The sequence below is a fragment of the Microvirga sp. 3-52 genome (genome assembly GCF_018383585.1).
Taxonomy (GTDB): domain Bacteria; phylum Pseudomonadota; class Alphaproteobacteria; order Rhizobiales; family Beijerinckiaceae; genus Microvirga.
Map to the genome: position 1 here is coordinate 51090 of NZ_JAHAMK010000019.1, position 26278 is coordinate 77367.

Below are 26278 nucleotides of genomic sequence, written 5' to 3' on the forward strand. Positions count from 1 at the left end.
TATAGCAGGAACTCAAAACGCCTTCCGGCCCCTCATGGCCGCCCAGGCGCCGGCTGCCGAGCCGCCATAGCGTTCGACGAGCTTGCGCCGGAACGTCAGGCTCGCCCCGATGGCCTTCAGCGCATTGATCGCGAACATGCCGGGCGCCGGGTTCGGCAATCCGTATTTGCGGCTCACATAGGCACGTGACCAGGCCTGGTGCCAGCGGGACGCGAAGATGCGGCCGGGCTTTTCGCCGCTCGACTGCCCGCGTCCATGCCGCACCACGGCCTGCGGCACGTAGATGAGCGCCGAGCCGGAATCCGCCACGCGGCGACAGAGGTCGTCGTCCTCGTAGAACAGAAAAATGTTGTCGTCGAAGCCGCCGAGTTTCAGGAAGACGTCGCGGCGCATGAGAAAGCAGGCGCCCGAGAAGAATGGTGCGCAGGCCTCGCCTTCCGGCAGCACGAGCTTGCCGTCGGGATTGGTGAGAGAGGCCGCGAGCAGCGAGCGCGGCTGATAGAACACGCGTCCGCTCGGCTCGACGATCTGCGGCGCGAAGAAAGCCGCATCCGGATAGCGCCGCGCTGCGTCGACGAGCGCCGCGACCGCGCCCTTGTCGACGATGCAGTCCGGATTGACGACGAGGATGAACTCCGCATCCGCCGCCCGCGCGCCGACATTGTTGGCGCGGCCATAGCCCTCGTTGCGGGCATTGCAGATGACGCGCGCGCCCCACCTTTCGGCGACGGCGACGGTGTCGTCCGCCGAGGCGTTGTCGACCACGATGACCGGTACGTCGTCCGCCCGCAACGCGCCGAGACACTCCGGCAGCGCATGGGCGCTGTCGAAGGTCACGACGATGGCGGCCACATCGCTGCTGCTCATTTCTCCGGCAGGTTCGTCCGGATGTGCAGCTCGCGCAGCTGCTTCGGCGTCGCCTCGGAGGGTGCGCCGAGCAGGAGGTCTTCCGCCTTCTGGTTCATCGGGAACAGCGTGATCTCGCGCAGGTTCTGCGCGCCGCAGAGCAGCATCACGATGCGGTCGACGCCGGCTGCCATGCCGCCGTGGGGCGGCGCGCCGTACTGGAACGCGCGGTACATGCCGCCGAACCGCTCCATGACCTCCTTCTCGCCGTAGCCGGCGATTTCGAAGGCCTTCACCATCCGGTCGGGACGGTGGTTGCGGATCGAGCCCGAGGCCATCTCGTAGCCGTTGCAGACCATGTCGTACTGGAAGGCCGTGATCTTGAGGATCGTGTCCTTGTCCGACGGGTCGAGGGCCATGAAGGCGTCATGGTCGAAGTTCGCCATGGAGAACGGGTTGTGCGAGAAGTCGATCTTCTTCTCGTCCTCGTTCCACTCGTATTGCGGGAAGTCGACGATCCAGCAGAACTCGTACCGGTCCTTGTCGATGAGGCCGAGCTCCTCGCCGATGCGGGTCCGCGCCTTGCCGGCGAGAGAGGCCGCCTTGTCTTCGGCGCCGGCCGAGAAGAACACCGCGTCCCCCGCCTTGATGCCGGCCTTCTCGCGGATGACGGCCTGCGCGGCCTCCGGGATGAACTTGGCGATGGGCCCCTTGCCGAGGATCTGGCCACCCTCTTCCTCGAACACGATGTAGCCCAGGCCGGGCGCGCCTTCCGTGCGGGCCCAGTCGTTGAGCTTGTCGAAGAAGGAGCGCGGCTGGGAGGCGGCGCCCGTCGCCGGGATGGCACGCACCACGCCGCCGGACTTGATCACGTTCTTGAACGCGTTGAACGTCACGTCCTCGCGGGTGAACACCTCGGACACGTCGGCGATGACGAGCGGGTTGCGGAGATCCGGCTTGTCGTTGCCGTATTTCAGCATCGACTCGAAATACGGGATGCGCGGGAACACGTCGGTCACGGGCTTGCCGTCCGCGAATTCCTTGAAGGTGTCGCGGATCACCGGCTCCATGGTCTGGAACACGTCTTCCTGGGTGACGAAGCTCATCTCCACGTCGAGCTGGTAGAACTCGCCCGGCAGGCGGTCGGCGCGCGGGTCCTCGTCACGGAAGCAGGGAGCCATCTGGAAATACCGGTCGAAGCCGGAGATCATGATCAGCTGCTTGAACTGCTGCGGCGCCTGCGGCAGCGCATAGAACTTGCCGGGATGGATGCGCGACGGCACCAGGAAGTCGCGCGCGCCCTCCGGCGAGGAGGCCGTCAGGATCGGCGTCGTGAACTCGAAGAAGCCGCTCTGCTGCATGCGGCTGCGCAGCGAATTGATGATCGCGCCGCGCTTCATGATGTTGTTGTGCAGCCTCTCGCGGCGAAGATCCAGGTAGCGGTAGGTGAGCCGGGTCTCCTCCGGATACTCCTGGTCGCCGAAGACCGGCATCGGCAGCTCGGCCGCCGGGCCCAGGACCTCGATGTCCGTGATGTAGACCTCGACCATGCCGGTGGGCAGTTCCGGGTTCTCGGTGCCGGCGGGGCGCTTGCGCACCTTGCCGTCGACCCGGATCACCCATTCCGACCGCGCGGCCTCGGCCTGCTTGAAAGCCGGAGAATCCGGATCGATCACGCATTGCGTCATGCCGTAATGGTCGCGCAGATCGATGAACAGCACGCCGCCATGGTCGCGGATCCGATGGCACCAGCCGGAGAGCCGGGCGACCTGGCCGACATCGGATTCGCGGAGCGCGCCGCAGGTGTGGGAACGGTAACGGTGCATGGAGGCGGACATTGAAAAAGCCTGCTGGTTCGGTTTGAAGCGCAAGATCCATGGGAGCCAGGGGAAGTCAAGGCAGAAGGACGAAATGGAGCCGCGCGGCCCCTGCCCCGATCCCGGCCCCGGACAGGGGATCGCTCCTTTCCGTCCGGCCCGCCTCTGGCCAGTCCGGGATTCGGCGCACGGGATCCTCGCCCTCTCCCGCCCCGTCCTCATCCTGGGGAGGCGAGCCTCCCGTCGACTCTCTTCGGTCCTCATCCCGAGGAGCGTCAGCGAGTCTGTGTCGCGAATGACGAGGGCGCTTTCGGTGCCTCCTTAGGAGGAGAACGGGATCGATGGGGCAGCCTCTTGGGATGAGGGCTATGTGTCCGACAGCGTGAGTCGCTGGAGTGTGTTCGGCCCTGCCACCCTCGCCGTCATCACCGGGCTTGTGCCGGTGATCCCGATGCTGAGAAGCGCAGCGCTCTTCCGATCGGGATGGCCGGGTCAAGCCCGGTGATGACGGCGAGGGTGTGACGAAGGCAGGCGCAGGACGAAGGCGGGTGCGACCCCGGGATCGTGGCATGCCCCACCGCGTCATCACTGGTCCCGCCCGGTCATCACTGGCCCTCGGACCCTCCGACGTCATCACCGGGCTGGTCCCGGTGATGACGATGTGAGAAGCGCCNCGGGTGCGACCCCGGGATCGTGGCATGCCCCACCGCGTCATCACTGGTCCCGCCCGGTCATCACTGGCCCTCGGACCCTCCGACGTCATCACCGGGCTGGTCCCGGTGATGACGATGTGAGAAGCGCCGCGCCATTCACCACTCGACTTCCAATCCTTCGCGCAAACCTCCTCCTTGCGGGCCCTCAATGGATCGTCAAGCCCAGAACGGGACCCGCAAGGTTCGTCAGGCTGACAACCAGCACGAAGGTCGTCAGGGTCACGCTCAGAAAGAGGGAGGCGATAAAGAGGACCTGCATGGCATCACCTGTCAAGAACACGACGGGAATTCTGTCCTGTCAGCAGGCTCCTCACAATCGTCCCGCCGGGAGTACTCCGTTCTCGTGTGCGCCCGGACACATCCAGCGATGGCGGTCCTCACCGTTGGACGAGCATAGGCCCCGAGGCGCGGCTCTCCTCTGCGAACCGGCCGCGTCCGGTGTTCATCCCTTAACTATCGGGATGGCTTATGCCGTAGCCTTAACACAGGTGAACGCTAGCCGGCGGCGCCCTCTCTAGAAGAATTCTAAAAGAGGGTTTCATGAAGCTGTCGCCTGACGATCTCGTCGAGTACCTTTTCCGGCTCATTTTGATCGCAAGCGGGATCCTCACCACAATCCTGCTGATTTCAGCGCTGGCCCGATTGCTGGACGCAGACGCGGCGGGCCTGGGGCAACGGCCCTAGTGTCCCCGGTCAGCTCCTGCCCAACATTTCGTTCGGGAGCGATCAGCAGCCGATACAGATGCTTCTGGTGGTCTTTCTCAGCTTCTCGTCCCGCGAGCGCTCCAGAGCTTCAGCCTTCTGCCGTATTACCTCGATCCTGGCGGCGCTCTCCTCGGCGCTGAGAGCCTTTTCTGCCGGCGCCTCTGGAGCTGCGTCCCTTGCGGCCGGCGCCTGAGCTTGAGCAGTCTGGGACGCAAAACCGAGAGCTAGGATCGAGACGGCCGTGAGGATGCGCATGAGTCTGCCCGTTGATTAGGAGAGTTCCGAGTGTGCCAGCGTAGCACGTACGGTTCTCCGCGTGGCTGCCTATTCCGCGGCTAATTATGCGCTTAAGGCGAATGCCTCTTCGTGCGTACGAGCCCGAACCGCTCGGCAACACTTTCCTCCGTTCAGCACCCGAGCCGATCTCTCGTCAGCGAACACGGGATTTCCATATTTTCCACGATTTTTTCGGCCTTTCAGACCTCCGGAATCCTTGCAGAACAAAGGGTGAATTACCATATTCTTCTTATGGTTAGCACCCTTGCAACATCCCTGTTGAGACCGGCCCGGAACGCTCCCGTCGAGGAGCGCATCGAAGGCAATTGGCACGTCTATCCGCTCGAGGGCGCGCTGGAGCTCGACTACATCGACCAGACCGGCCGTGCGAGCCGGCGCTGGGTTCTGGCGCGCGAGCTGAAGGTGGGTCCGGGCAAGATGCTGCTCGGCGGTATCGATATCCTGACCGACGACGGCTATCGCGGCTTCCGGGTCGACCGGATCCAGCGTCTGGAGGACGCGGAGACCGGCCTCGTGGTCGAGCACAACATCCTCGACTGGCTCATGAAGCTCGCCGAGCGGCAGGCCAAGGTGCGCAGGAAGCACCTCACCCGCATGCAGGCCAGCGCCTGAGCGGCTTAGGTTTCGCCATCGGCTGAGACCAAGCCGCCGATCGGGTCGTGACGCCTGCTTTCTCTTGTAACGGCCCAGCCTTTCTGCAATATTGCATCGATATCACGTTGCCTTGAGGGGCCGAGGTGGCTCAGCAATCCTTGTTCCGGCCACAGGCCGTGGCGGCGGTCACGGGCGAGCCGTCGTCTGTGTCGCTTCCGGTTGCGCCGATCTCCTGGCATGTCCTCGGCGGCTTCCTCGTTGCCTGCTTGGCGGTCGTCGTCATTTTCCTCGGCACGGCCGGGTATGCCCGCAAGGAGATGGCGATCGGTGCCCTCTTAGCCCCAGTAGAGGGGCGCACCGCCGCGCTGCAGGCGACGCCCGGCCTGAGGGTCGATTCCAGCAAGCCTCGCCGCCCGCCTCTCACCGTCGATTCGGCCCTTAGGGCCGAACTCATCCTGCCGAGCCGCGCCATCGCTTTCGTCGAGCCGGGACAGCGGGTGCGGCTGATGGTCGATGCCTTTCCCTATCGCCGCTTCGGAACGCTGGGCGGTACGGTGGAAACCGTGTTGAAGGCCGTGCTCTCGCCCGAAGCAATCATCGGCAATGTCGCCCTCACCGGGGCCGCCTCTCGCGTCACCATACGTCTCGACCGGCGGGACATCGACGCCTTTGAACGATTCGCGCCGCTCAGGCCCGCCATGACCCTCAGGGCCCACATCGTGCTGGAGAGCCGTTCCCTCATGGCGTGGCTATTGGAGCCGCTCTTCCGCATCAGGGGGCGGAGATGACGCTTTTCGCCCGTCCCAGTTGTTTCGGCGCCCCGCGCCTGCCGGTGATCATTCAGTCGGAGGCCGCCGAGTGCGGTCTCGCCTGCATCGCCATGGTGGCGACCTATCACGGGCACGAGGTGGACCTCGCGGCGTTGCGCCGCCGGTTCTCGATCTCCCTGAAAGGCGTGACCCTCAAGGACGTGCTCGTCATGGGCCAGCGCCTCGGCATGACCGGGCGGGGCCTAAGGCTCGAGCCCGAGCAGCTGGCCCGCATCAAGCTGCCCTGCATCCTTCACTGGGACATGAACCATTTCGTGGTGCTGAAACACGTCGGCGCCCGCAAGGTCACGATCCACGACCCGGCATTCGGCGTCCGGACCCTGACGCTCGACGAGGTCGGACGCCGTTTCACCGGGATCGCCCTGGAGCTGACCCCGACGAGCGCGTTCGAGCGGAGGACGGAAACGACCCGGCTGAGTCTCACCGCCCTCTGTGGCCGGATCCGCGGAATCAGGCGGGCGCTCGCCCAGGCGCTCGTCCTGTCGGCGGTGCTGCAGCTCGTGGTGCTCGCCGCGCCTTTCTGCATGCAGCTTGCCGTCGACGAGGCCCTGATGAAGGGCGACGAGGGTCTGCTGACGGCCTTGGCCCTCGGCTTCGGGCTCCTGACCCTCATCCATATCGGGGCCGAATGGCTGCGCTCCCACGTGCTGCTGTTCCTGCGCAGCGTGCTCAATCTCCAGATGGGCGCCAACCTGTTCCATCATCTTGTGCGGCTTCCCTTAAGCTGGTTCGAGAAGCGCCATATCGGCGATCTCGTCGCGCGCTTCCGCTCGGCGGAGCCGATCCAGCGGCTGATCTCCGAAGGACTCGTCGCCGCCTGCGTCGACGGGGTGATGGCGACGGTGACTCTCGCGATGATCCTGATCTACAGCCCGAAACTCTCGGGCATCGTCGCTGCGGCGCTCATCCTGTACGCGCTTCTGCGCCTTGCGCTCTACCGGGCCCTGCGCCGGCGGCAGGAGGACCTGGTCGAGGCCGCCGCCAGGGAGCAGACCACCTTCATCGAGACCGCCCGGGCGATCCAGAGCATCAAGATCTTCGGGCGGGAAGGCGACCGGGAGGCCCTGTGGCAGAACCGCCATGCGGTGGCGATCAGCCGCGGCATCCGGCAGAGCCGCCTCACCATCGGCCTCAAGACGGCGAACGACCTGATCTATGGCATCGAGAACGTGCTCGCGGTCTATCTCGGCGCGAGAGCTGTCATGGCGGACGAGCTGACCATCGGCATGCTCTACGCCTTCATGGCCTACAAGGAGCAGTTCCTCCGGAAAGCCACTAACCTGATCGAGTCCGGCATCCAATACCGCATGCTCGATCTTCATCTCGACCGGCTGTCCGACATCGCGCTCGCCGAGCGCGAGCAGGACCGGCAGGGAGAGAGCCTCGTGACCCGCCAGGTTTCCGGTGCATTGGAGATCGAGGGCGTGAGCTTCCGCTATGCCGATACGGAGCCGGAGGTTCTGTCCGGCGCGGACCTGACGGTCGAGGCCGGCGAGTTCGTTGCGCTCACCGGCCCCTCCGGCGGCGGCAAGACGACACTTCTCAAGATCATGCTCGGGCTCTTCGAGCCGACGCAAGGGCGGGTCCTGATCGACGGCACGCCTCTCGATGACTTCGACATCCAGGGTTTCCGCTCGCAGATCGGCGTGGTGATGCAGGACGATCAGCTTCTGTCGGGCAGCATTGCGGACAACATCTGCTTCTTCGATGCAGCGGTCGATCTCGACTGGATGCGCGCCTGCGCTCGTGTCGCCGGGATCGACGACGAGATCATGGCCATGCCCATGAACTACAACACGCTCGTCGGCGAGATGGGCAGCGCCCTCTCGGGCGGTCAGCGACAGCGGGTGCTGCTGGCGCGCGCGCTCTATCGCCGCCCGCGCATCCTCTTCATGGACGAGGGCACCTCACAGATCGACCTCGACAAGGAACGCGAGGTCAATCGGGCGCTGGCGCAGCTGAAGATCACCCGCATCGTCATCGCCCACCGCCCGGAGACGATCCGCGCGGCGGACCGGATCGTGGTCCTGCGCGACGGCCGCGTCTCCCCGCCCATGGACGGCGACGCCCTCGTCTTCGCCGGGGCGCCGCGGCAGCCGCTCGGCACGGCGAGCCTCAATCGGGCATGAAGGCCACGACCTGAAGACCGGTCCCGACCCGGGCCCGGCTCTGCTCGATACGCAACAACAATACGCCGGTGGCACCAGACAATGGGACGGGCTTTACCTTATCCTCCGACAATCCTCCGATAAGGCGACGGCGGACTCGCGGGCCCTCTCCCAATGAGTTATGTACGCTTCATGGACCTGATCACCTCCACCGACGCCTTGGCCGCCGCCTGCGATCGTCTCAGCCAGCATCCGTTCGTGACCGTCGATACGGAGTTCCTGCGCGAGACCACCTATTACCCGAAGCTCTGCCTGATCCAGGTGGCGAGCCCCGACCCTGCGGAAGCTCACCTGATCGATCCCCTGGCCGAGGGCATCAGCCTCGAGCCCTTCATGGCGCTGATGGCCGACCGGAATGTGGTGAAGGTCTTCCATTCGGCCCGGCAGGACCTGGAGATCATCTGGAATCTCGGCGGCATCGTTCCCGAGCCGCTCTTCGACACCCAGGTCGCCGCCATGGTGTGCGGCTATGGGGACTCGGTCTCCTACGAGCAGCTCAGCAACGATCTCGCCAAGGCCAGGATCGACAAGTCCTCCCGCTTCACCGACTGGTCGCGCCGCCCCCTCACGGATGCGCAGCTCACCTATGCCCTGTCTGACGTCACCCATCTGGTGAAGGTCTACGAGGCGCTGCTGGCCCAGCTGCAGAAGAACGGCCGGCTTGAATGGCTCGCCGAGGAGATGGGGATCCTCACCTCGCCCGAGACCTATCAGGCCGATCCGGACAATGCCTGGCGGCGCCTCGCCGGCCGCCTGCGCAAGCCGCGTGAGATCGCCGTGCTCATGGAGGTCGCCGCCTGGCGCGAGCGCGAGGCGCAGGCACGCGACGTGCCCCGCGGCCGCATCCTCAAGGACGATGCGGCGATCGACATCGCCACCTCCGCCCCTCGCAGCGTGGAGGCGCTCGGGAGACTGCGCACGATTCCCAACGGGTTCGAGCGCTCCCGGACCGGCGGCGAGATCCTGGAGGCGGTGGAGCGGGCGCTGGCCCGCGATCCCGCCACCATTCCCGTGCCCGAGCGCAGCCGCGGCCGCTCCAATACCGGCTCCGTCGTGGATCTGCTGAAGGTCCTGCTCAAGGCCGTGGCCGAGCAGGAAGGCGTCGCGCCCAAGATCATCGCCACCGTCGAGGAACTGGAAGCCATCGCCGAAAGCGACGATGCGGACGTGCCCTCCCTGCACGGCTGGCGGCGCAAGCTGTTCGGCGAGAAAGCCATCGCGCTGAAGAGCGGCGAGCTTGGTCTGGTGCTGGAGCGCGGCCGGGTGAAGATCAGGGCGCTTGCTCAGGGCTGAACGTCAAAGAAGCCCTTTCAGCCTCAGCAGCCCCAACGTGGCCACCGTGGCAGCATCCTTGATGGTACCGTCGGAGATCATCGCCAGCACCTCGTCGATCGGGAAGGCGCGGCTCACCATGTCCTGCTCGGTCTGCTCGCGTCGGGCGTCACCCGGTGGGAGGCCGTGCGCGAGATAGATGTGGAAGCCCTGGTTCGAATAGCCGTAGCATTCGAACAGGTGGCCCACATGCAGCATGGTCTCCGCGGTCAGCCCCGTCTCCTCGCGCAATTCGGCGCGGGCGAGTTCCAGCGGATCGGTGCCCGGTGCGTCCTCCCAGGAGCCCTGCGGCAACTCCCAATAGCGTCCCTGCACCGGATAGCGGTACTGCTCCACCAGATGGATCACGCCGTTCTCGACGGCAGCGATGACGGCGAGTCCGTTTTCTCGACGACCCCGTAGATGCCGGGAGAGCCGTCCTGGCGGACAATCGCGTGCTCTCGAACGCGCATCCAGCGGTTCTCGTAGACAATACGCGTTGCGGTGGTTCTTATATCCGGCGCCATGGATCCCCCGACGGCAGATGGCCGGGCGGAACCCGGCCATCGCTTATACACGATCGCCGAGATGTGCGGCGCCTACCGCCCGAAGATGCCCTTGAACACCTGGGCCAGCCTTGTTGTGCTTCTTCTTGCGGTCCACGTCCGCCTGGCTCTTGACCCAGGCGATCTGGACCACGCGGCGCTCTCCGGCGAAGGGCAGATGGCCATGCCAGGAATTATCGGAGCGCAGGAAGGTGAACATAGTGCCCATGACCGGCGGCACTTCGAGCTTGAAACGGTCGTAGTTCTTCTGGTCGTAGAGCACGCGCAAGCGTCCACCTTCGTCCTGCTGCCATTCGTCGTTCATATAGACCAGCATGGTCATGACCTTGGACGGGCCGTCCGTGTGGATGGCGCCGTATTTGGGCTGCGACTTCTTCATGATGGTCGTCAGGCGCGGATATTGGTGCAGATCCAGGCCGAACTTCTTGGAAAGCTCCTCGGACAGCTCAGGACCTTCCAGTTCTTCGATGAGCTGCTTGAACCGGCCGTGAAGCCCGACCTCGTCCACGGTCAGGTAACCGGGCTTGTCGATGGCGGGAAAGTCCCGCCGCAGCTCGTCGATCTTGTCCTGCTTCAGGAGGTTCGAGGCGAGAACGTAGTCATAAGGCTCGCTCGACCGCTCCGCATTGCGAACGGCACTGAGATCGATCAATTCCATGGATGCTTCCCGCTGAGGCGACGTATTCCGCAATCCTCAGGGTAACGCAGCGTCATCTTCTGTAAACTCTAGTCGGCGATGACTTTCAGACGCAGTGGTTGTCTCACCCAATCTCGACCACCGGCTCCATGTTGAGAAGCTTGCCCAGGGCGCGAAGGCGGCCGTTCAGGCGCTCGTTGGCGAGCGGCCCCATATGCGAGGGCAGTCGCAGCACGACCTGGTTGCCGCGAGGCATGAGAGGCGCCTGCGGCAGAACGCCCTCCATAGCGACGGAAACCGGATAGGCGATGCGCATCAGGGCCGCAAGCAGGCGGGCCCGCTCCATGAGCCGCGGACCGGCCAGGGTCTTGATGCGCGAGCCCACCTTGTCCGGAGAGAGGCCCTCGTGCCGGAAGAAGATCGACAGCGCCAGATAGGCGCGGCCCGGATGGTCGAGCCCGGCAAAGGCCCCGTAGGCGATGAGGTTGAGGCTCTGCTCGCCGCGGTAATCGGGATGCGCGCGCCAGCCGATATCCGCCAGCAGGCAGGCCGCGCGGCGCAGACGGGTCTCGTGCTCGGTTTCCGGCAGGTTGATGCTCCGGATGAACGCCTCGGTCCACTGGCACAGCTCCACCCCGTGGCGCGGCGAGCGGGAGCGCAGAAGGTTGAGATCGCTGGCCGCGGCGAGAAGCGGGTCCCGCTCCCGCGTCTGCGGATCGAGCCTGTCGAACAGAATGCCCTCGCGCACGCCGAAGGCCGAAATGGCGACCTGCTTCGGCTCGCCGAGACGAATGATCTCCTCCAGCACGATGGCCCCGTAGGCGAGCAGTGGCCGCCGGGCCTCGGAGACGCTCTCGATGTCCTTCAGGGTCTTGGAGTCGGCTTCCTCCACGAGGTGCAGGAAATCGAGCCCATCATCCGGGTCGATTATGTAGCCGTGCATGACGTGCAGCGGATAATCCCGCGCCGCCTGATGCAGCCGTGCCAGGGCGCGCCATGTGCCGCCGACCGCATAGAAGGTGCGGCCGTGCAGGTTCTCGAGATATTCCGGTGCGCGTTCGAGCGCTTCGCGCACGATGCGTTGCGCCTTCCGCAACGAACCGCCGCTGACGTCCTGCAGGGCGAGGCCGCCGAGGGGCATGGTGATCCCCTGCCCCACCTGCGAGCCCTGGACGTCGACCAGTTCCAGGCTGCCCCCGCCCATGTCGCCGACCATGCCGTCCGGCTCGTAAAACCCGGCGATGACGCCGAGCGCCGAGGCCCGGGCCTCTTCCGCGCCGGAGAGCAGGCTGATCGGCTGGCCGCAGGCCTTGGCCGCCGCTTCCAGGAAGGCGGGGCCGTTGGAGGCGTCCCGCGCCGCGGCGGTGGCCAGCACGAACACCTCGGAGACTTGCATCGTGTCGCAGAGGACGCGAAACCGGGCGAGCGCACGCAGGGCCCGGTCCACGGCCTCGTCGTCGAGGCGGCCGGTGGTCGCCACATGGCGGCCGAGGCCGCAGAGGACCTTCTCGTTGTAGATCGGCGTGACGGCCCGGGAGAGGCCCTCATAGGCCACGAGGCGCACCGAATTCGAGCCGATATCGATGATAGCGACAGGACGGCCGATCTTGAGCCGTCCCTGAGCCTCCTGGCTTACGGCCTGCATGTCAGCGCTGCCCGCGCTTGGCGAGCGCTTTGGGACTGGAGGTCTTGAGGGATTTGCCACGGCCCGACAGACTCGGATTTGTCATGAAATACTTGTGTGCGTTGAATGGTTCCTCGCCCTTGGCCGGCACCACCCGCTGGCTCGAGCCGTCGGGGAGCACCGTCCAGCTCTGCTCGTTGTCGAGCAGGTTGGCGAGCATGATCTGGTCGAGCACCTGCTGGTGCACCGTCGTGTTGACGATCGGCATCAGCGCCTCGACCCGGCGGTCGAGATTGCGCGACATGAGGTCGGCGGACGAGATGTAGACATGGGCCTTCGGATTGGGCAGGCCCTGCCCGTTGCCGAAGGCATAGATGCGGGTGTGTTCCAGGAAGCGCCCGACGATCGACTTGACCCGGATGTTCTCCGAGAGGCCCTTGATGCCCGGCCGGAGGCAGCAGATGCCGCGCACGATGAGATCGACCTGCACGCCCGCCGCGCTCGCGTCGTAGAGCGCATCGATGATATCGGGATCGACGAGCGAATTGCACTTGCACCAGATGGCGCCGGGCCGCCCGGCCCTGGCATGGGCCACCTCTTCCCCGATGTGTTCGAGCAGGCGCTTCCTCAAGGTCAGAGGCGAAACCGCCATGCGCTCCAGTTCGGCCGGCTCCGCGTATCCGGTCACGAAATTGAAGATGCGCGACACGTCCCGCCCGATCACCGGATCGGCGGTGAAATAGGACAGGTCCGTATAGATGCGCGCAGTGATGGGGTGATAGTTGCCCGTTCCCACATGGCAATAGGTGATGAGCTGGCTGCCCTCGCGGCGCACCACCATCGACAGTTTTGCGTGCGTCTTCAGCTCGATGAAGCCGAACACGACCTGGGCGCCGGCGCGCTCCAGGTCGCGCGCCCAGCGGATATTGGCCTCTTCGTCGAAGCGTGCCTTCAGCTCCACGAGAGCGGTGACCGACTTGCCCGCTTCCGCCGCCTCGGCAAGCGCCGCGACGATCGGGGAATCGGACGAGGTGCGGTAGAGCGTCTGCTTGATCGCCACCACGTTCGGGTCCCGGGCGGCCTGCCGCAGGAACTGGACCACTGCGTCGAACGACTCGTAGGGATGATGGACGATGATGTCCTTCTCGCGGATCGCCGCAAAGCAATCGCCGCTGTGCTCGCGGATTCGCTCCGGGAAGCGGGGATTGTAGGGCTTGAACTTGAGATCGGGCCGCTCCAGCGCGACGAGCTGGGACAGGTCCCGCAGGCCCATCATGCCCTCGACTACGAAGACCTCGTCCTTGGATACCTCCATTTCCTCGGCCACGAAGAGGCGCAGGTCCTCGGGCATCGCTGCCTCGACCTCCAGGCGGATCACGCTGCCCCGGCGGCGCTGCTTGAGCGCCGTCTCGAACAGGCGCACCAGATCCTCGGCCTCTTCCTCCACTTCTATATCCGAGTCGCGGATGACGCGGAACGCGCCCTGCCCCTGCACCTCGTAGCCGGGGAACAGGCGGCTCGTGTAGAGCACGATCATCTGCTCCAGCGCGATGAAGCGGGTGGCCCCCGTCTCAGCGAAATCCGGCAGGCGGATGAAACGCTCGGCGCGCGACGGCAGGCGGATCAGCGCGTTCAGCACCTTGCCGTCGCTCTGGCGCACCAGCTTCAGGGCGATGGACGAGCCGAGATTGGGGATGAACGGGAACGGATGCGCCGGATCGATGGCAAGCGGCGTCAGCACCGGGAAGACGTGGTTGAGGAAGTAATCCTCGAGCCAGGAGGCCTCGGCCTTCGTCAGGCCGGCCCCTTCTGTGAGGACGATGCCTTCCTCGAGCAGGAAATCCCGCAGCTCGCGCCAACGCCGCTGCTGGTCCGAGGCGAGGTGCGAGACGGCCACGGAAATCTTCGCCAGCTGCTCGTGCGGCGTGAGCCCGTCCTGCGAGGCGGTGGCGATGCCCGAGCGCACCTGGCCGATCAGGCCGGCGACACGGACCATGAAGAACTCGTCGAGGTTGTCGGCCGAGATCGACAGGAAGCGCAGTTGCTCCAGAAGCGGATGGTTCCGGTTCGAGGCCTCCTCCAACACCCGGCGGTTGAACTGCAGCCAGGACAGTTCCCGGTTGATGAAGCGCTGAGGAAATCTCCGCAGCACCGCGCCGTCGAGTTCGATATCCGGCGGGGCCTTCGGCAACGGCGCTTCGCTGACGGTCTCCACCTCCTTCAAGGCAATCGCACTGCGCACATCGATCTCCGCCGTTTCCTTCTTCGGCGATCGTTTTGCTCTGGGCTTCGTGACGGTTTCACGACGGTTCGATAACGCGGCGTCGGTGTCAGACTTCACTCGCTCTCATCCGTTTCCTGTGCGGCCCCAAGAATCTCCGCGGCGATCGCCCGGGACACGCGCCGGCCCCGGCTCAGGGCCTCCCTATCGAGGAGCGCCACAAGCTCGGAGGCCTTCGCCAGTGACCGTTCGATCCGCAGAGCAATATAATCGACAACGGAGGTATCGACCACGAGTTGCCTGTCGACGAAAAGCTTCACCAGAACGGCCTTGAGCAGCGCGTCGTCCGGCGCTTCCAGCGATACGCTCGGCGCGAGACGCAGGCGCGACAGCAGATCCGGCGTCCTCAACGACCAGCGGTCCGGCGGCGTCTCGCAGGTGATCAGGAGGGACGCCTTCCTTTCACGGGCGAGATTCAGGAGGTGGAACAGGGCCGCCTCGTCCCGCTCGCCACGGTCCATATCCTCGATGGCAAGCGCACCGTTCGAGACGAGATGCGGGACCTTGTCCTGGGTGATCCCGGAGGCGTCGACGGTCCAGGCGCGGGCGTTCGTCGCCCAGATGGAGGCCAGATGGCTCTTGCCGCTGCCGCGGGGACCGACGAGGAGCAGGATCGTATCCGGCCAGTCGGGCCAGCTCTCGACGAGGCCGTAGGCGTGCTCGTTCGACGGGCTGACGAGGAAATCCTCGGCTCCGAACCGGGGATCGAGCGGAAGATCGAAGGCGAGCTGCTTGGGCGTCTCACGCATCGAGATCGACCTTTTCGGGCTCGACTTTCGGTTTCAGGATCACCGGCTCCGTGCCGCGATAGAGGGGGCTTGCCAGATATTGCCGCAGGGCGAACCGCGCGATCACGCCGATGGCGGCGGCGAGCGGCACGGCGAGCAGCAGGCCGACGAAGCCGAAGAGAGCCCCGAAGGCGACCAGAGCGAACATGAGCCAGACCGGGTGCAGGCCGACGGACTCGCCCACGAGCTTCGGCGACAGGATGTTGCCCTCCACGAACTGGCCGAAGATGAAGATGCCGAGCGTCGCGGCGATCATGGTCCAGTCGGGCCAGAACTGCACGATGGCCACCCCGACGGACAGGATGAGGCCGGTCAGCGATCCCACATAGGGGATGAAGCTCAAAATGCCCGCGGTCATGCCGATCAGCGCGCCGAAATTCAGCCCGATGAGCGCCAGGCTGACCGCATAGAAGGTGCCGAGGATGAGGCACACCATGGCCTGGCCCCGGACGAAGCCCGCGATGGCCCGGTCGATATCGCGGGCGATGTCGCGGATCGTGTCCCGGTTGCGCGTCGGCATCCAGGAATCCACGGTCCTCACCATGCGATCCCAGTCGATGAGCATGTAGAATGCCACGACCGGCGTCACCACCAGCAGCGAGAAGATGCCGAGCAGGGCCTGTCCGCCGGACCACAGCCCCTGCAGGAAGGCGGCGATCCAGGCGATACCCTGGCTGATGAGGTTGCCGACGGAGGGCGGCGCCGCCGGCAGCGCATCCTCGAGCCCGAGCTTCCTGATCAGCGGGCCGAGCTGCTCGGTCCCCAGTTCCTGAAGCCTCGTCACATAGCCGGGCAGCCTTTCCACGAAGGCCGCCACCTGCTGCGCCGCGAAGGGGACCAGGATCATCAGGCAGATGATCAGGATCAGGACGAACAGGATCAGGATCAGCAAGCTGGCGCCCAGGCGCCCGATGCCGACCTTCTGCAGCCGGTCGGCCAGGGGATCGAGCAGGTAGGCCAGCGCGAAGCCCGCCACGAACGGCAGGAGGATGCCGCGCAGGACGAACAGCAGCAGGACTGCGGCGACCAGTGCCGCGATCCAAAATCCGATCTGCCGTTGGACCGTCATCGGCTCTCCATACCTTATCTTTTTGGCCATCAGGTGGTCATGTGCCGCAGCCAGCCCACGAGATAGGCCCCGGCGGACGCTATGGTCAAGGTGGCGACCAGAACCATGGCAACCTCCTCGAGTCCCGCGAGGTCCGCCCCGAAGGCGTTAGCCGCAAGCGCGAAGGCCGCGAAGGCGATCTGGGCCGCGGTGTTGAGCTTGCTGACGAGGAGCGGCTTGATCTCGACCGGACGGCTCATGACCCAGGACAGGAGCACGGCGGCCACGATCATCACGTCCCTGGACACGACGACGATGGCGAGCCAGCTCGGGATCGCTCCCACGATGGCGAGCGTCACGTAGATCGAGACCAGCAGGGCCTTGTCGGCGATCGGGTCGATATAGGCCCCGAATTCGCTCCGCATGTCGAACCTGCGGGCAATGAACCCGTCGATCCCGTCCGAGATCCCGGCCACGACGAAGAGCACGAAGGCCGTGCTCCACCGCTGCTGCATGATCATGACGATCACGATGGGCACGATGATCAGGCGACCGATGGTGATGATGTTCGGAATGGTCATCGGGACGATGATGGCGGGTTGAGAGGCGGAGTTCAATCGTCGGACCGGGAGGATGGGGATAAGATGACTGCTCCCCCGACGTCATGGCCGGCCTCGTCCCGGCCATCCCGATGCTGGAAAGCGCCGCGCCTCACCGCGTCGGGATCACCGGCACAAGGCCGGTGATGACGTGCAGGGTGTCATTCCCGGCCGGAGCGCAGCGAAGGGAAGCCACTTGCGCGCACACCACTATGGATCCCCTTCCCTCGCTTCGCTCGCCGGGGATGACACCCGCCGAATCCGCTACCATCACTCAAATCCCCTTGCCTCCCGCCCCCTCTCGCCTTACTGCCCGAGCCAACACGGGGTGAGCCATGACGACCGAGAAGCCCGAGAAGCAGACGAACGGCCTGACCTATGCCCAAGCGGGCGTCGATATCGACGCGGGCAACGCCATGGTCGACCAGATCAAGCCCCTGGTGCGCGCGACGCGCCGGCCGGGCGCCGACGCGGAGATCGGCGGGTTCGGCGGCCTCTTTGACCTCAAGGCGGCGGGCTTCAAGGACCCGATCCTGGTGGCGGCCAATGACGGCGTCGGCACCAAGGTGAAGATCGCCATCGACACGGGCATCCACGACACCATCGGCATCGATCTCGTGGCCATGTGCGTCAACGACATCATCGTGCAGGGCGCCGAGCCCCTGTTCTTCCTCGACTATTTCGCCACCGGGAAGCTCAGCCCCGACGTCGGCGTCCACATCGTCAAGGGTATCGCCGAGGGCTGCCTCCAGGCAGGCTGCGCGCTGATCGGCGGCGAGACCGCCGAGATGCCGGGGCTCTACGCGAGGGGCGATTACGACCTCGCGGGCTTCGCCGTCGGCGCCGCCGAGCGTGGCACCCTGCTCCCCAAAGATGTGAGCGCCGGCGATGTTCTCATCGGCCTGCCCTCCTCCGGCGTCCATTCCAACGGCTTCTCCCTGGTGCGCCGGATCGTCGAGCATTCCGGTCTCGCCTGGGATGCGCCCGCGCCGTTCGCCGCGGGCAAGACCCTCGCCCAGGCGCTGCTGGAGCCGACCCGGATCTACGTGAAGGCCCTGCTGGAGGTCCTGAAAGGCGGCGACGGGATCAACGCGCTCTGCCACATCACCGGCGGCGGCTTCCCGGATAACATCCCGCGCGTCCTGCCCGACGGTGTCGGCGTGCGCCTCGACCTCGATGCGATCGCCGTCCCGCCCGTCTTCGGGTGGCTCGCCAAGGCTGGCGGCGTGGCCGAATCCGAGATGCTGCGCACGTTCAACTGCGGCATCGGCATGATCGTGGTGGCGGGCGCCAACAAGGCCGAGGCCGTGATGGAGCGCCTTCGTCAGGCGGGTGAGACGTCGGTGCGCATCGGCGAGACCGTGGCCCATACCGGCGGCGAGCGCGTGCAGACCTCGGGCACCCTGAAGCTCTGATGACCCGCCGCCGCGTCGCCATCCTGATTTCCGGGCGCGGCTCGAACATGGTCTCGCTGATCGAGGCTGCCCGGGCCCCGGACTTCCCGGCCGAGATCGCCCTCGTCCTGTCGAACCGCCCCGATGCGGCGGGTCTCGATCGGGCGAGGGAGGCCAGGATCGCCACCTGCGTGGTCGACCACAAGGCCCATCCGACCCGGGAGGATTTCGAGCAGGCGATGGATGCGGCTTTGGCCACGCACCACATCGCCTTCATCTGCCTCGCCGGCTTCATGCGGGTGCTGACCGACTGGTTCGTGGCACGATGGGCCGGCCGGATGGTGAACATCCACCCCTCCCTCCTGCCCCTGTTCCGTGGCACCCAGACCCATCGCCGCGCGCTGGAGGAAGGCGTTCTCGTCCACGGCTGCACCGTGCATTTCGTGGTGCCTGAGCTCGACGCCGGTCCCATCATCGCCCAGGCGGCCGTGCCGGTGGTGCCGGGCGACACCGAGGAAAGCCTCGCGGCTCGGGTGATCGTGCAGGAGCACGTGCTCTATCCGCACGCCCTGCGGATGATCTGCGACGGGACGGCCCGGCTGGAAAACGGGCGCGTGGAGTTCGCACGTCCCTGGGATGCGAGCGGCACGCTGCATTCGCCGAGATAAGGGAAGGGCCGGGGCTCTCAGGATTTCCGCCGCCGACGAACTCAGCGGAGCGCCTGGACCAGCGCCGCATCGGGAAAACAGGTCTCGTCGCGGCCACTCTTGCTCTGCCATTGGCCGATGGCCGTGCGCGTCGCAAAGCCGACCAGGCCATCGACCTTTCCGACATCGTAGCCCTGGCTCTTCAACCGCTCCTGCATGGCCTGGATATGGCCGCGTCGGAGGGCATCGATCGGCTGCCATCGCCCCGCGAAGGCCGGGGAGCCACCCATGCGATCGGCCAAGTGACCGATGAAGAGCGCATACAGGTCGGACTCGTTGTACCGCTTCAGGACGTAGAAGTTCTCCGACACCAGGAAGGCCGGTCCCAGGCGGCCGGCGGGCATCAACAGGAAGGCGCCTGCTTCGCCGCTCCACCCGGGCAAAGTGCCGCCGGCCGGCGTCAGGCCGAGCCGCAGCCATTCCTGCATGGGCCTGCCCTGTCGCGGGCCTTCGAGCGTGCAGGAAACAGCCGGCGGCAGGCTCACCTCGAAGCCCCAGCCTAGACCCGGCTTCCAGCCGTGCTCGCGCAGATAGTTCGCAATGGACGCCAGAGCGTCCGGGGCCGAGTTCCAGACGTCCCTCCGTCCGTCCGCATCGGCATCAACGGCATAGCGCAGGAACTTCGAAGGGAGGAGCTGCGGCTGCCCCATGGCTCCGGCCCAGGACGACTGCAGGGTCTCACCCGAGAAATGATCCTCTTCGAGGATCACGAGAGCGGCCAGAAGCTCCGGATAATACAGGTCCCGTCGGCGTCCCATGAAAGCCTGCGTGGCCAGCACCCGCAGAGCCTGGTGCCGGGCCGCGACGCGGCCGAACTGCGACTCCCGTCCCCATATGGATACGACGATCTCCCGCGGCACGCCGTAGCGCCGCTCGATCTCATCGAGCGTGGAGGCCCAGCGCAGCAGCAATTCGCGCCCGTTCTTCGCAAGGGAGGCCAGCTGGGCCTCGGCGAAATAGCGCCCTGGTCGCTGGAACTCCGCTTGCCGCTGATCGTCGGGCGGGGCCGCCCGGCCGGGCGGCTGAAGTTCCGGGAGGTCCCAGTCGAGCCTCACCGCAGACAGGCTCCGCTCGAATGTCCCGCGGGAGACACCCTGTTTCTGCGCATCGGGCCAGACGGTCTGCGCGAGCCAGTCTCGAAACCGCCCTTCGGTGGCGAGACGCATGTCCTGAGCTTGAAGCGTCGAAGCTCCCGGCATCGGAATGGCACTCGCGACAAAAGCCGCGAGTGCGACGGACGCGAGGCGGGAGAGGCTGACGGATGCGCGCATGGCGAGAATCTAGAGCATTGAACCAAGTCCGGCAAAGCGCGGAGAATGCTCCGTGATGTTAAGGCTCGACTGGCGAGTGGAGGCATGGTGCGCTCGTGGACGAGACGCGAGTGGTGCACCAACGCAATAGATCCGTAGACGTCGATTGACAGGCACTTGGAACGGGCGTGGAATCCAAAGGGCTGGGGTGGCTTTTTGACGGGAGAAAGCCATGGAACAGCTTAACCGTCGGACCTTACTCAATATTGCCGTAGCGTCCGTTATTCTTCCGGTCCAATCCGTCGGCGCCCAAACGTCTGGCTCACCGGAGGGTCGGGAAGTGGCTCCGGGTGTTCGCCGCGTGGAATACTCGAAGCGTGACACGATGATTCCGAACTACAGGACTGTCTCGATGCGCGACAACATCTATCAGCCGGGCGCGAGCACCAGCGGTTCGAGCATGGCCAACGACATGGTCTGCCACATGCTGGAGGGCGAACTGACCGTGGATACCGGTTCCGGCGACACCCTCTACAAGAAAGGCGACGTATGGTCCTGCGCCAAGGGCATGCCCGAGCGCAGCACGAATACGGGAAGCACGGTTGCCATCATGCGGGTGATCGACCTGCTGCCCGGATAGCGTCGAATGCCAGGCCTCTCGTATCTTCAATGGAAAGGCCGGGCTCGCTCCGGCCTTTCTACATGATGCCGGGTCCAAATTAGATCTGCGGCCGCGGCAGCTTGCAGGCGTCGAGGGCCGAAAGCGCCTTCTCGCGGGCGGTGTCACTGAACACGCCCGTGTTCCGATAGGCCTGTAGTTCGTCGGCATTCAGCGAACGCATCGTGCGGCCGGCATAGCAGTCGCAGTTGCGGCTCAAGGACGCCTCGCTGACGCCGCTCTGGAGCCTCGCTTGCGTGATGGAGCAGGCTTGGCTCACCCGAGCGCGAAGCTGGGCGACGCTTTCGGTCTTCAGTGCCGGGTCGGGCTGGTATTGGGTCGGCGTGTTGGACGCGGCGGCGAAGGCCGAAGTCGCGCCGACGGACACGGCGGCTGCCACGAGCAGCGCGCGGACGATCGAGGTCATGGATGGCTCCCAGAGATGAAATCACGTTCGGCCTTAAGAATAGGCTTGGCCGTTCAGGATCAAGGGAGAGCTGCAAACAGGCTTAAGAAGCTCTGACCGGACCACTCCAGAAACGCGATCGAGCCCTCATCCTTCAAGACGCGGACAGATGCCTGCCCTTCCAAGGTCTGCTCATCATGCGCTTCCCCGGCCGTCATGGCCCGGCCATCCCGGTCCGGTGACGTGCGGCGCTTCAAGCCATCGGGATCACCGGGTCAAGCCCGGTGATGACGGGGTGGGCGTGACACTGTCCTGGGTCACGCACATTTTCGTCCCGCACCCACCTTCGCCCTGCACCCTCCAACGTCATGGCCGGCCTTGTGCCGGCCATCCCGATCAGAAGAGCGAGGCGCTTTAAGCCATCGGGATCACCGGCACAAGGCCGGTGATGACGGGGGGTGGGCTTCAGCGGGCTCTTGAGCGGGCTCTTGCAATTTCACCCCACGACCGCCTCGGCACGATGGTGTTTTCGGGCAATCGGCAGTTCAAGGGTCGGATCGAGATCGGCCCTTTCCAGAGAGACCCGGTTGTCGTGGAAGGCGGCGCCGCCGTAGGGCGCCACCTGGTCGCCGCCGGTGAGCGTGTTGATGCCGCGCCCGTAAGGATGGGCGGCATTGGGCCAGATGCCCTCGGCGATCAGCACGCCTCGCCGCACGCCGTTGAAGAGCTTGGCGCGGAGATAAACCTCGCCACGATGGTTCCTGAGCTTCACCCAGTCGCCGTCAGCGATGCCCCGCCGCTCGGCATCGAGCGGGTGGATCATCACCTCGGGCCGCCGTTCCTTGTCGAGGGAGGTTGGCGTCTCCGTGAAGCTGGAATTGAGGAAGTTGCGGGCCGGGCTCGTGGCGAGGCGGAACGGATGTTCCTCGGTTGCCGCCTCGATCACGCCCCAATGGTCCGGGAAGGCCGGCATGCTGGCCCAGGGGCCCATGGGGCCGTTGTTGTAGGACGGGATCCCGGTCCAGTCCGGCTTGAAGCGGAACTTGCCGTCCGGGTAGCCGAAGCCGTTGAGGAAATGCGCCTCCTCGAAGGGCGGCTGCGCGTCGAAATGAACGTGCGCCTCCAGGTTCTCGAGGCTGCCCCAACCGGAGTTCTGCAGCGTCCAGTCGATGATCTCGCGGGGCTCCATGGTGAAGCCCCGATGCTCGGCGCCAAGGCGCCCGGCCAGCCCACGGAAGACCTCGTGGTTGGAGCGGCATTCGCCCGGCGGATCGATGAGCTTCGGCCCAACCTGGAAATGCTGGTGCCCGCCGCCCGAATAGAGATCGTCATGCTCCATGAACATGGTCGCGGGCAGGACGATATCGGCCATGAGGGCCGTCTCGGTCATGAACTGCTCGTGGACGCAGACAAAAAGATCCTCGCGAGAGAAGCCCTGCTTCACCAGCTCCTGCTCCGGCGCGACGGAGACCGGATTGGTGTTCTGGATCAGCATCGCCTTGACCGGTGGTCCGTTGTAGAGCGCCTCCGCATCGCCGGTGAGCACACGGCCGATCTGCGACTGGTCGAGAATGCGGATCGACCGGTCGATGGCGTCGTGGCCTTCGATCAGAGCCTTGTTCCAGCGATAGATGCCGCTGTTCGAGTGGAGCGCGCCGCCCCCTTCATATTTCCAGGCGCCCGTGACGGCCGGGATGGACAGCGCGGCATGCATGTTGACCACGCCGTTGCGCTGGCGCCCAAAACCGAAGCCGAGGCGAAAGTAAGTGCGCTTGGTCGTGCCCACGAGCTTCGCGAAGGCCTCGATCTCCTCCACCGACAGGCCGGTGATGGCGGAGGCCCAGGCCGGATCGCGGGTGCGCAGGTGCTCCTCGAGCTCGCGCGGATGGTCCGTATAGCGCTGGAGATAATCCCAATCGGCATAGCCGTCGCGGAACAGCACGTGCATGACCGCGCAGGCGAGCGCGCCATCCGTGCCCGGGCGCACGAGCAGCGCCATGTCGGCCTGCTTCATGGTGGCATTGTCGTAGATGTCGATGACCACGATCCTGGCGCCGCGCTCCTTGCGGGCCTTCATCGCGTGGGTCATCACGTTGACCTGGGTGTGAACCGCGTTCGTGCCCCAGATCACGATGCAGTCGGAGACCGCCATCTCACGCGGATCGGCGCCCCGCAGATGGCCGGTGCCCGCCACATAGCCGGTCCAGCTCATGGCCGTGCAGATGGTGGAATACTGGCCCGAATATTTCTTCACATGGCGCAGACGGTTGATGCCGTCGCGCATCACATAGCCCATGGTGCCGGCATAGTAATAGGGCCAGACGGACTCTGACCCGAACTCCCGCTCCGCCTCCAGGAATTTTTGGGCCACGATATCGAGGGCCTCATCCCAGGAAATGCGCGCGAACTGGCCCGACCCCTTCGGCCCGGTGCGCTTCAGCGGATAGAGCAGCCGGTCTGGATTGTGGATCCGCTCCGCATAGCGCGCCACCTTCGCGCAGATCACGCCCGCCGTGTAGGTGTTGGATTTCGCCCCATGCACCCGGCCGATGGTGCGCCCGTCGATCACCTCCACCTCGAGGGAGCAGACCGAGGGACAATCGTGCGGGCAGACGGAGGCGCGGCGTTCGATGCGGGGAGCTTGGTTCATGGCGGGCGCATGATGAGGGAAAGGGCCGGAAATGAAAAGGCCGCCCGATGGGCGGCCTATACGTTAGGTCAGCAGGCTCGTGAGAGCTTAGCCGACGATCTCGTTGCCCGAGAAGAACTGGGCGATCTCGATCTTGGCGTTGTCGAGGCTGTCGGAGCCGTGGACCGAGTTCTCGCCGATGGACTTGGCGTAGAGCTTGCGGATCGTGCCCTCGGCGGCACTCTCCGGGTTGGTGGCGCCCATGATCTCGCGGTAGCGAAGAACGGCATTCTCTCCCTCGAGAACCTGAACGACGACCGGAGCGGAGATCATGAAGTCCACGAGCTCGCCGAAGAAGGGACGCTCCTTGTGGACGGCATAGAAGGTCTCGGCCTCGCGGCGGCTCATGAGGATGCGCTTCTGCGCCACGATGCGCAGGCCCGCGCTCTCGATGACAGCATTGACGGCGCCGGTGAGGTTCCGCTCGGTCGCGTCGGGCTTGATGATGGAGAAAGTGCGCTCGATGGCCATGACAACTCGCCTTGAATGGGGATGGGAAATGATGAAGTGCGGCGCTTATAGCGGCGAGCCCCCCTGCCCTCAAGCGCCTTTTACCCTAGTTGCTTGGAAAGCTTAACCGCCTTCCCTAGTCTTTCTAATGATCGGTCCGGCGAAGACCGACATAGAGGGAGCTCTCGATGAAACAAGCGATCCTGGCCGCCTTTGGCCTTGCCCTGCTGGCGCTTCCCGCACAGGCCCAGTCCACCGATCCGAGCGGCACATGGCTTACCCAGAGCGGCGATACCCGCGTGAGGATCGCCAAATGCGGCGCCGTCTACTGTGGCACCATCGTGTCCTCCACCTATGAGAAAGACACGAACAATGCCGACCCGAAGCTGCGGAGCCGCAACATCGTTGGGGTTCGGATGATCTGGGACGCCAAACCGGAGGGAGACGGCCTCAGCGGCCAGCTCTACAATCCCCAGGACGGAAAGACCTACACGGGCAAGCTCAAGGTGATGAGCCCGAACACCCTGCAGCTCTCGGGCTGCGTCTTCGGCGGCCTGATCTGCCGGTCGCAGACCTGGACCAGGGCGAATTGAGGCATCTCTTCCTCCCCCTGCGGGAAGGATCAAGGGTAGGGTCGCAAGATCGAGGCGCAGCGCTCTGCCGATTGCGATGGCCGAGAAGGTCCCACCCGGTCGCATGACCCCTACCCCTCCCCGCAAGGGGAAGGGAAACGGTGGTAGGCTTCACCTTGCCCGCTGGCCGAACAGCACGGCCTGAACCTTCGGGTCCGTCAGGTCGGTCTTCTCCCGGTCATCGGAGCTCACGGCGATGCCGCGCTGGACCGCCGGACGGGCGAGCACGGCTTCCAGCCAGCGTCTGGCGTGGGGAAATTCGTCGATGTTCTGGCCCTGGCGCTCCCACAGCTTGGCCCACGGGGCGATGGCCATGTCGGCGATGGAATACTCGCCGGCCACGAATTCCCGATCCTCGAGGCGCTTGTTCAGCACGCCGTAGAGGCGGTTGGTCTCGTTGGTGTAGCGGTCGATGGCATAGGGCACCTTTTCCGGCGCATAGATGCGGAAATGGTGCGTCTGGCCGAGCATGGGGCCGAAACCGCCCATCTGCCAGAACAGCCACTGGTCGACCTCGACCCGCGCCCGCTCGCCCTGTGGATAGAATTGTCCGGTCTTGCGACCGAGATACTGCAGGATCGCACCGGATTCGAAGACGGAAATCGGCTGCCCGCCAGGGCCATCATGGTCGATGATGGCGGGCATCTTGTTGTTGGGCGAGATCGCCAGGAACTCAGGCTGGAACTGATCGCCCTTGCCGATATTGATCGGGTGGATCGCATAAGGCAGCCCGCATTCCTCGAGCATGATGGTGATCTTCCACCCGTTCGGCGTCGGCCAGTAATAGAGATCGATCGGTTGCTGCGTGGAAGCCGCCATGGATTGCCTCTCCTTGCGTAACGCACAGGTTCGTGCCGGACGTTAAGACATAAGATCGGGACTGACACCACCGCTTGCAATGAAATTCCGTGGAAAGCCTGCAGGGCCGTCGCTGGACCCTTGCATGTTTCATTGTTTCGTTATGAGATGCCCCATGCGTTCAATGAAGCGCCAGGGGAACCCGATGACGAACCGAATTGTAAGCTCCGCTCTTGCCGCCGCGATGGCCCTGTCCATGGCCGGCGCCGCTCAGGCCGCCGCCGAGATGAAGCCGAAGAAGGAGCCGACCGCTGCCCAGCTCGCGGCCCGCGAGCGCATGAGCAAGTGCAGCACGGAATGGAAGGAAGCCAAGGCCGGCGGCAAGCTCGCCAAGGACGCCAAGTGGCCGAAGTTCTGGAGCGAGTGCAACGCGCGCCTCAAGGGCGGCACGAAGGCTTAAAACCTCTCCC

General features: G+C 65.3%; 25 protein-coding genes. 10 read left to right on the forward strand and 15 right to left on the reverse strand.

What is annotated here, in order from left to right:
• Window positions 1-12: 12 nt before the first annotated feature.
• Both KHP60_RS15420 and aspS read right to left on the reverse strand, forming a co-directional pair.
• Window positions 13-867: a glycosyltransferase family 2 protein gene (locus KHP60_RS15420; RefSeq protein ID WP_213565214.1), complete on the reverse strand. Its 855-nt coding sequence runs from the start codon at window positions 865-867 to the stop codon at window positions 13-15.
• Complete coding sequence (aspS, locus tag KHP60_RS15425; RefSeq protein ID WP_213565255.1) at window positions 864-2672, reverse strand: aspartate--tRNA ligase; 1809 nt, start codon at window positions 2670-2672, stop codon at window positions 864-866. The genes KHP60_RS15420 and aspS overlap by 4 nt, the downstream gene beginning before the upstream one ends.
• A gap of 1244 nt (window positions 2673-3916) precedes the next feature.
• On the opposite strand from aspS, the gene KHP60_RS15430 reads away from it, so the two are divergent.
• Complete coding sequence (locus tag KHP60_RS15430) at window positions 3917-4060, forward strand: hypothetical protein (RefSeq protein ID WP_213565215.1); 144 nt, start codon at window positions 3917-3919, stop codon at window positions 4058-4060.
• Between the two features lie 42 nt (window positions 4061-4102).
• Here the strand turns inward: KHP60_RS15430 and KHP60_RS15435 are convergent, their stop codons facing one another.
• Window positions 4103-4336 (reverse strand): hypothetical protein, encoded by a 234-nt coding sequence (locus tag KHP60_RS15435; protein WP_213565216.1) that lies wholly within the window; start codon window positions 4334-4336, stop codon window positions 4103-4105.
• A gap of 273 nt (window positions 4337-4609) precedes the next feature.
• On the opposite strand from KHP60_RS15435, the gene KHP60_RS15440 reads away from it, so the two are divergent.
• The 4 genes from KHP60_RS15440 to rnd all read left to right on the forward strand — a co-directional run bounded on the left by KHP60_RS15440 (window position 4610) and on the right by rnd (window position 9263).
• Complete coding sequence (locus KHP60_RS15440; protein WP_213565217.1) at window positions 4610-4990, forward strand: hypothetical protein; 381 nt, start codon at window positions 4610-4612, stop codon at window positions 4988-4990.
• Between the two features lie 125 nt (window positions 4991-5115).
• On the forward strand, window positions 5116-5760 hold the full coding sequence (locus KHP60_RS15445) for an HlyD family efflux transporter periplasmic adaptor subunit (protein WP_213565218.1): 645 nt from the start codon (window positions 5116-5118) through the stop codon (window positions 5758-5760).
• Entirely contained in the window at window positions 5757-7931 is a 2175-nt protein-coding gene (locus KHP60_RS15450; protein ID WP_213565219.1) for a peptidase domain-containing ABC transporter, read from the forward strand. Before KHP60_RS15445 ends, KHP60_RS15450 begins: the two co-directional genes overlap by 4 nt.
• Before the next feature lie 171 nt (window positions 7932-8102).
• The gene (rnd, locus tag KHP60_RS15455) at window positions 8103-9263 is read left to right on the forward strand and encodes a ribonuclease D (RefSeq protein WP_213565220.1); all 1161 of its coding nucleotides are present in this window, start codon (window positions 8103-8105) and stop codon (window positions 9261-9263) included.
• 3 nt (window positions 9264-9266) lie between these two features.
• On the opposite strand, the gene KHP60_RS15460 is transcribed toward rnd, so the two are convergent.
• From KHP60_RS15460 to KHP60_RS15490, 7 genes are all read right to left on the reverse strand, one after another.
• Window positions 9267-9650 carry an NUDIX hydrolase gene (locus tag KHP60_RS15460; RefSeq protein WP_311925040.1) on the reverse strand — a complete coding sequence of 128 codons (384 nt, stop codon included), beginning with the start codon at window positions 9648-9650 and terminating at the stop codon, window positions 9267-9269.
• A 201-nt stretch (window positions 9651-9851) separates the two neighbouring features.
• A complete protein-coding gene (locus KHP60_RS15465) occupies window positions 9852-10505 on the reverse strand; it encodes a 2OG-Fe(II) oxygenase (RefSeq protein WP_249688814.1) in 654 nt (217 codons plus the stop codon).
• Window positions 10506-10608: 103 nt separating this feature from the next.
• Window positions 10609-12129: an exopolyphosphatase gene (gene ppx / locus KHP60_RS15470; RefSeq protein WP_213565221.1), complete on the reverse strand. Its 1521-nt coding sequence runs from the start codon at window positions 12127-12129 to the stop codon at window positions 10609-10611.
• 1 nt (window position 12130) lies between these two features.
• Window positions 12131-14449 (reverse strand): RNA degradosome polyphosphate kinase, encoded by a 2319-nt coding sequence (locus KHP60_RS15475; protein WP_213565222.1) that lies wholly within the window; start codon window positions 14447-14449, stop codon window positions 12131-12133.
• Entirely contained in the window at window positions 14446-15138 is a 693-nt protein-coding gene (locus KHP60_RS15480; protein ID WP_213565223.1) for a DnaA ATPase domain-containing protein, read from the reverse strand. Before KHP60_RS15480 ends, KHP60_RS15475 begins: the two co-directional genes overlap by 4 nt.
• Entirely contained in the window at window positions 15131-16246 is a 1116-nt protein-coding gene (locus KHP60_RS15485; protein ID WP_213565224.1) for an AI-2E family transporter, read from the reverse strand. The genes KHP60_RS15480 and KHP60_RS15485 overlap by 8 nt, the downstream gene beginning before the upstream one ends.
• A gap of 29 nt (window positions 16247-16275) precedes the next feature.
• Window positions 16276-16806 (reverse strand): CDP-alcohol phosphatidyltransferase family protein, encoded by a 531-nt coding sequence (locus tag KHP60_RS15490; RefSeq protein WP_213565225.1) that lies wholly within the window; start codon window positions 16804-16806, stop codon window positions 16276-16278.
• A gap of 353 nt (window positions 16807-17159) precedes the next feature.
• On the opposite strand from KHP60_RS15490, the gene purM reads away from it, so the two are divergent.
• Window positions 17160-18239 carry a phosphoribosylformylglycinamidine cyclo-ligase gene (gene purM / locus KHP60_RS15495; protein ID WP_213565226.1) on the forward strand — a complete coding sequence of 360 codons (1080 nt, stop codon included), beginning with the start codon at window positions 17160-17162 and terminating at the stop codon, window positions 18237-18239.
• Window positions 18239-18886, forward strand: coding sequence for a phosphoribosylglycinamide formyltransferase (purN, locus tag KHP60_RS15500; RefSeq protein ID WP_213565227.1), 648 nt, complete (start codon window positions 18239-18241; stop codon window positions 18884-18886). Before purM ends, purN begins: the two co-directional genes overlap by 1 nt.
• A 41-nt stretch (window positions 18887-18927) precedes the next feature.
• Here the strand turns inward: purN and KHP60_RS15505 are convergent, their stop codons facing one another.
• Entirely contained in the window at window positions 18928-20196 is a 1269-nt protein-coding gene (locus KHP60_RS15505) for a lytic murein transglycosylase (protein WP_249688815.1), read from the reverse strand.
• 211 nt (window positions 20197-20407) lie between these two features.
• On the opposite strand from KHP60_RS15505, the gene KHP60_RS15510 reads away from it, so the two are divergent.
• Window positions 20408-20815, forward strand: coding sequence for a cupin domain-containing protein (locus tag KHP60_RS15510; protein WP_213565228.1), 408 nt, complete (start codon window positions 20408-20410; stop codon window positions 20813-20815).
• A gap of 79 nt (window positions 20816-20894) precedes the next feature.
• Here KHP60_RS15510 and KHP60_RS15515 read toward each other — a convergent pair whose 3' ends face one another.
• The 3 genes from KHP60_RS15515 to ndk all read right to left on the reverse strand — a co-directional run bounded on the left by KHP60_RS15515 (window position 20895) and on the right by ndk (window position 24399).
• The gene (locus KHP60_RS15515) at window positions 20895-21260 is read right to left on the reverse strand and encodes a hypothetical protein (protein WP_213565229.1); all 366 of its coding nucleotides are present in this window, start codon (window positions 21258-21260) and stop codon (window positions 20895-20897) included.
• A 475-nt stretch (window positions 21261-21735) separates the two neighbouring features.
• Complete coding sequence (locus KHP60_RS15520; RefSeq protein WP_213565230.1) at window positions 21736-23889, reverse strand: molybdopterin-dependent oxidoreductase; 2154 nt, start codon at window positions 23887-23889, stop codon at window positions 21736-21738.
• A gap of 87 nt (window positions 23890-23976) precedes the next feature.
• On the reverse strand, window positions 23977-24399 hold the full coding sequence (gene ndk / locus KHP60_RS15525; protein ID WP_213565231.1) for a nucleoside-diphosphate kinase: 423 nt from the start codon (window positions 24397-24399) through the stop codon (window positions 23977-23979).
• A 167-nt stretch (window positions 24400-24566) separates the two neighbouring features.
• Here ndk and KHP60_RS15530 point away from each other — a divergent pair, with 167 nt between their 5' ends.
• Entirely contained in the window at window positions 24567-24971 is a 405-nt protein-coding gene (locus tag KHP60_RS15530) for a DUF2147 domain-containing protein (RefSeq protein ID WP_213565232.1), read from the forward strand.
• Between the two features lie 150 nt (window positions 24972-25121).
• On the opposite strand, the gene KHP60_RS15535 is transcribed toward KHP60_RS15530, so the two are convergent.
• Window positions 25122-25829 (reverse strand): glutathione S-transferase N-terminal domain-containing protein, encoded by a 708-nt coding sequence (locus tag KHP60_RS15535; protein WP_213565233.1) that lies wholly within the window; start codon window positions 25827-25829, stop codon window positions 25122-25124.
• 184 nt (window positions 25830-26013) lie between these two features.
• Between KHP60_RS15535 and KHP60_RS15540 the strand changes: the two genes are divergently transcribed.
• Window positions 26014-26268 (forward strand): hypothetical protein, encoded by a 255-nt coding sequence (locus KHP60_RS15540; protein WP_213565234.1) that lies wholly within the window; start codon window positions 26014-26016, stop codon window positions 26266-26268.
• Window positions 26269-26278 lie beyond the last annotated feature (10 nt).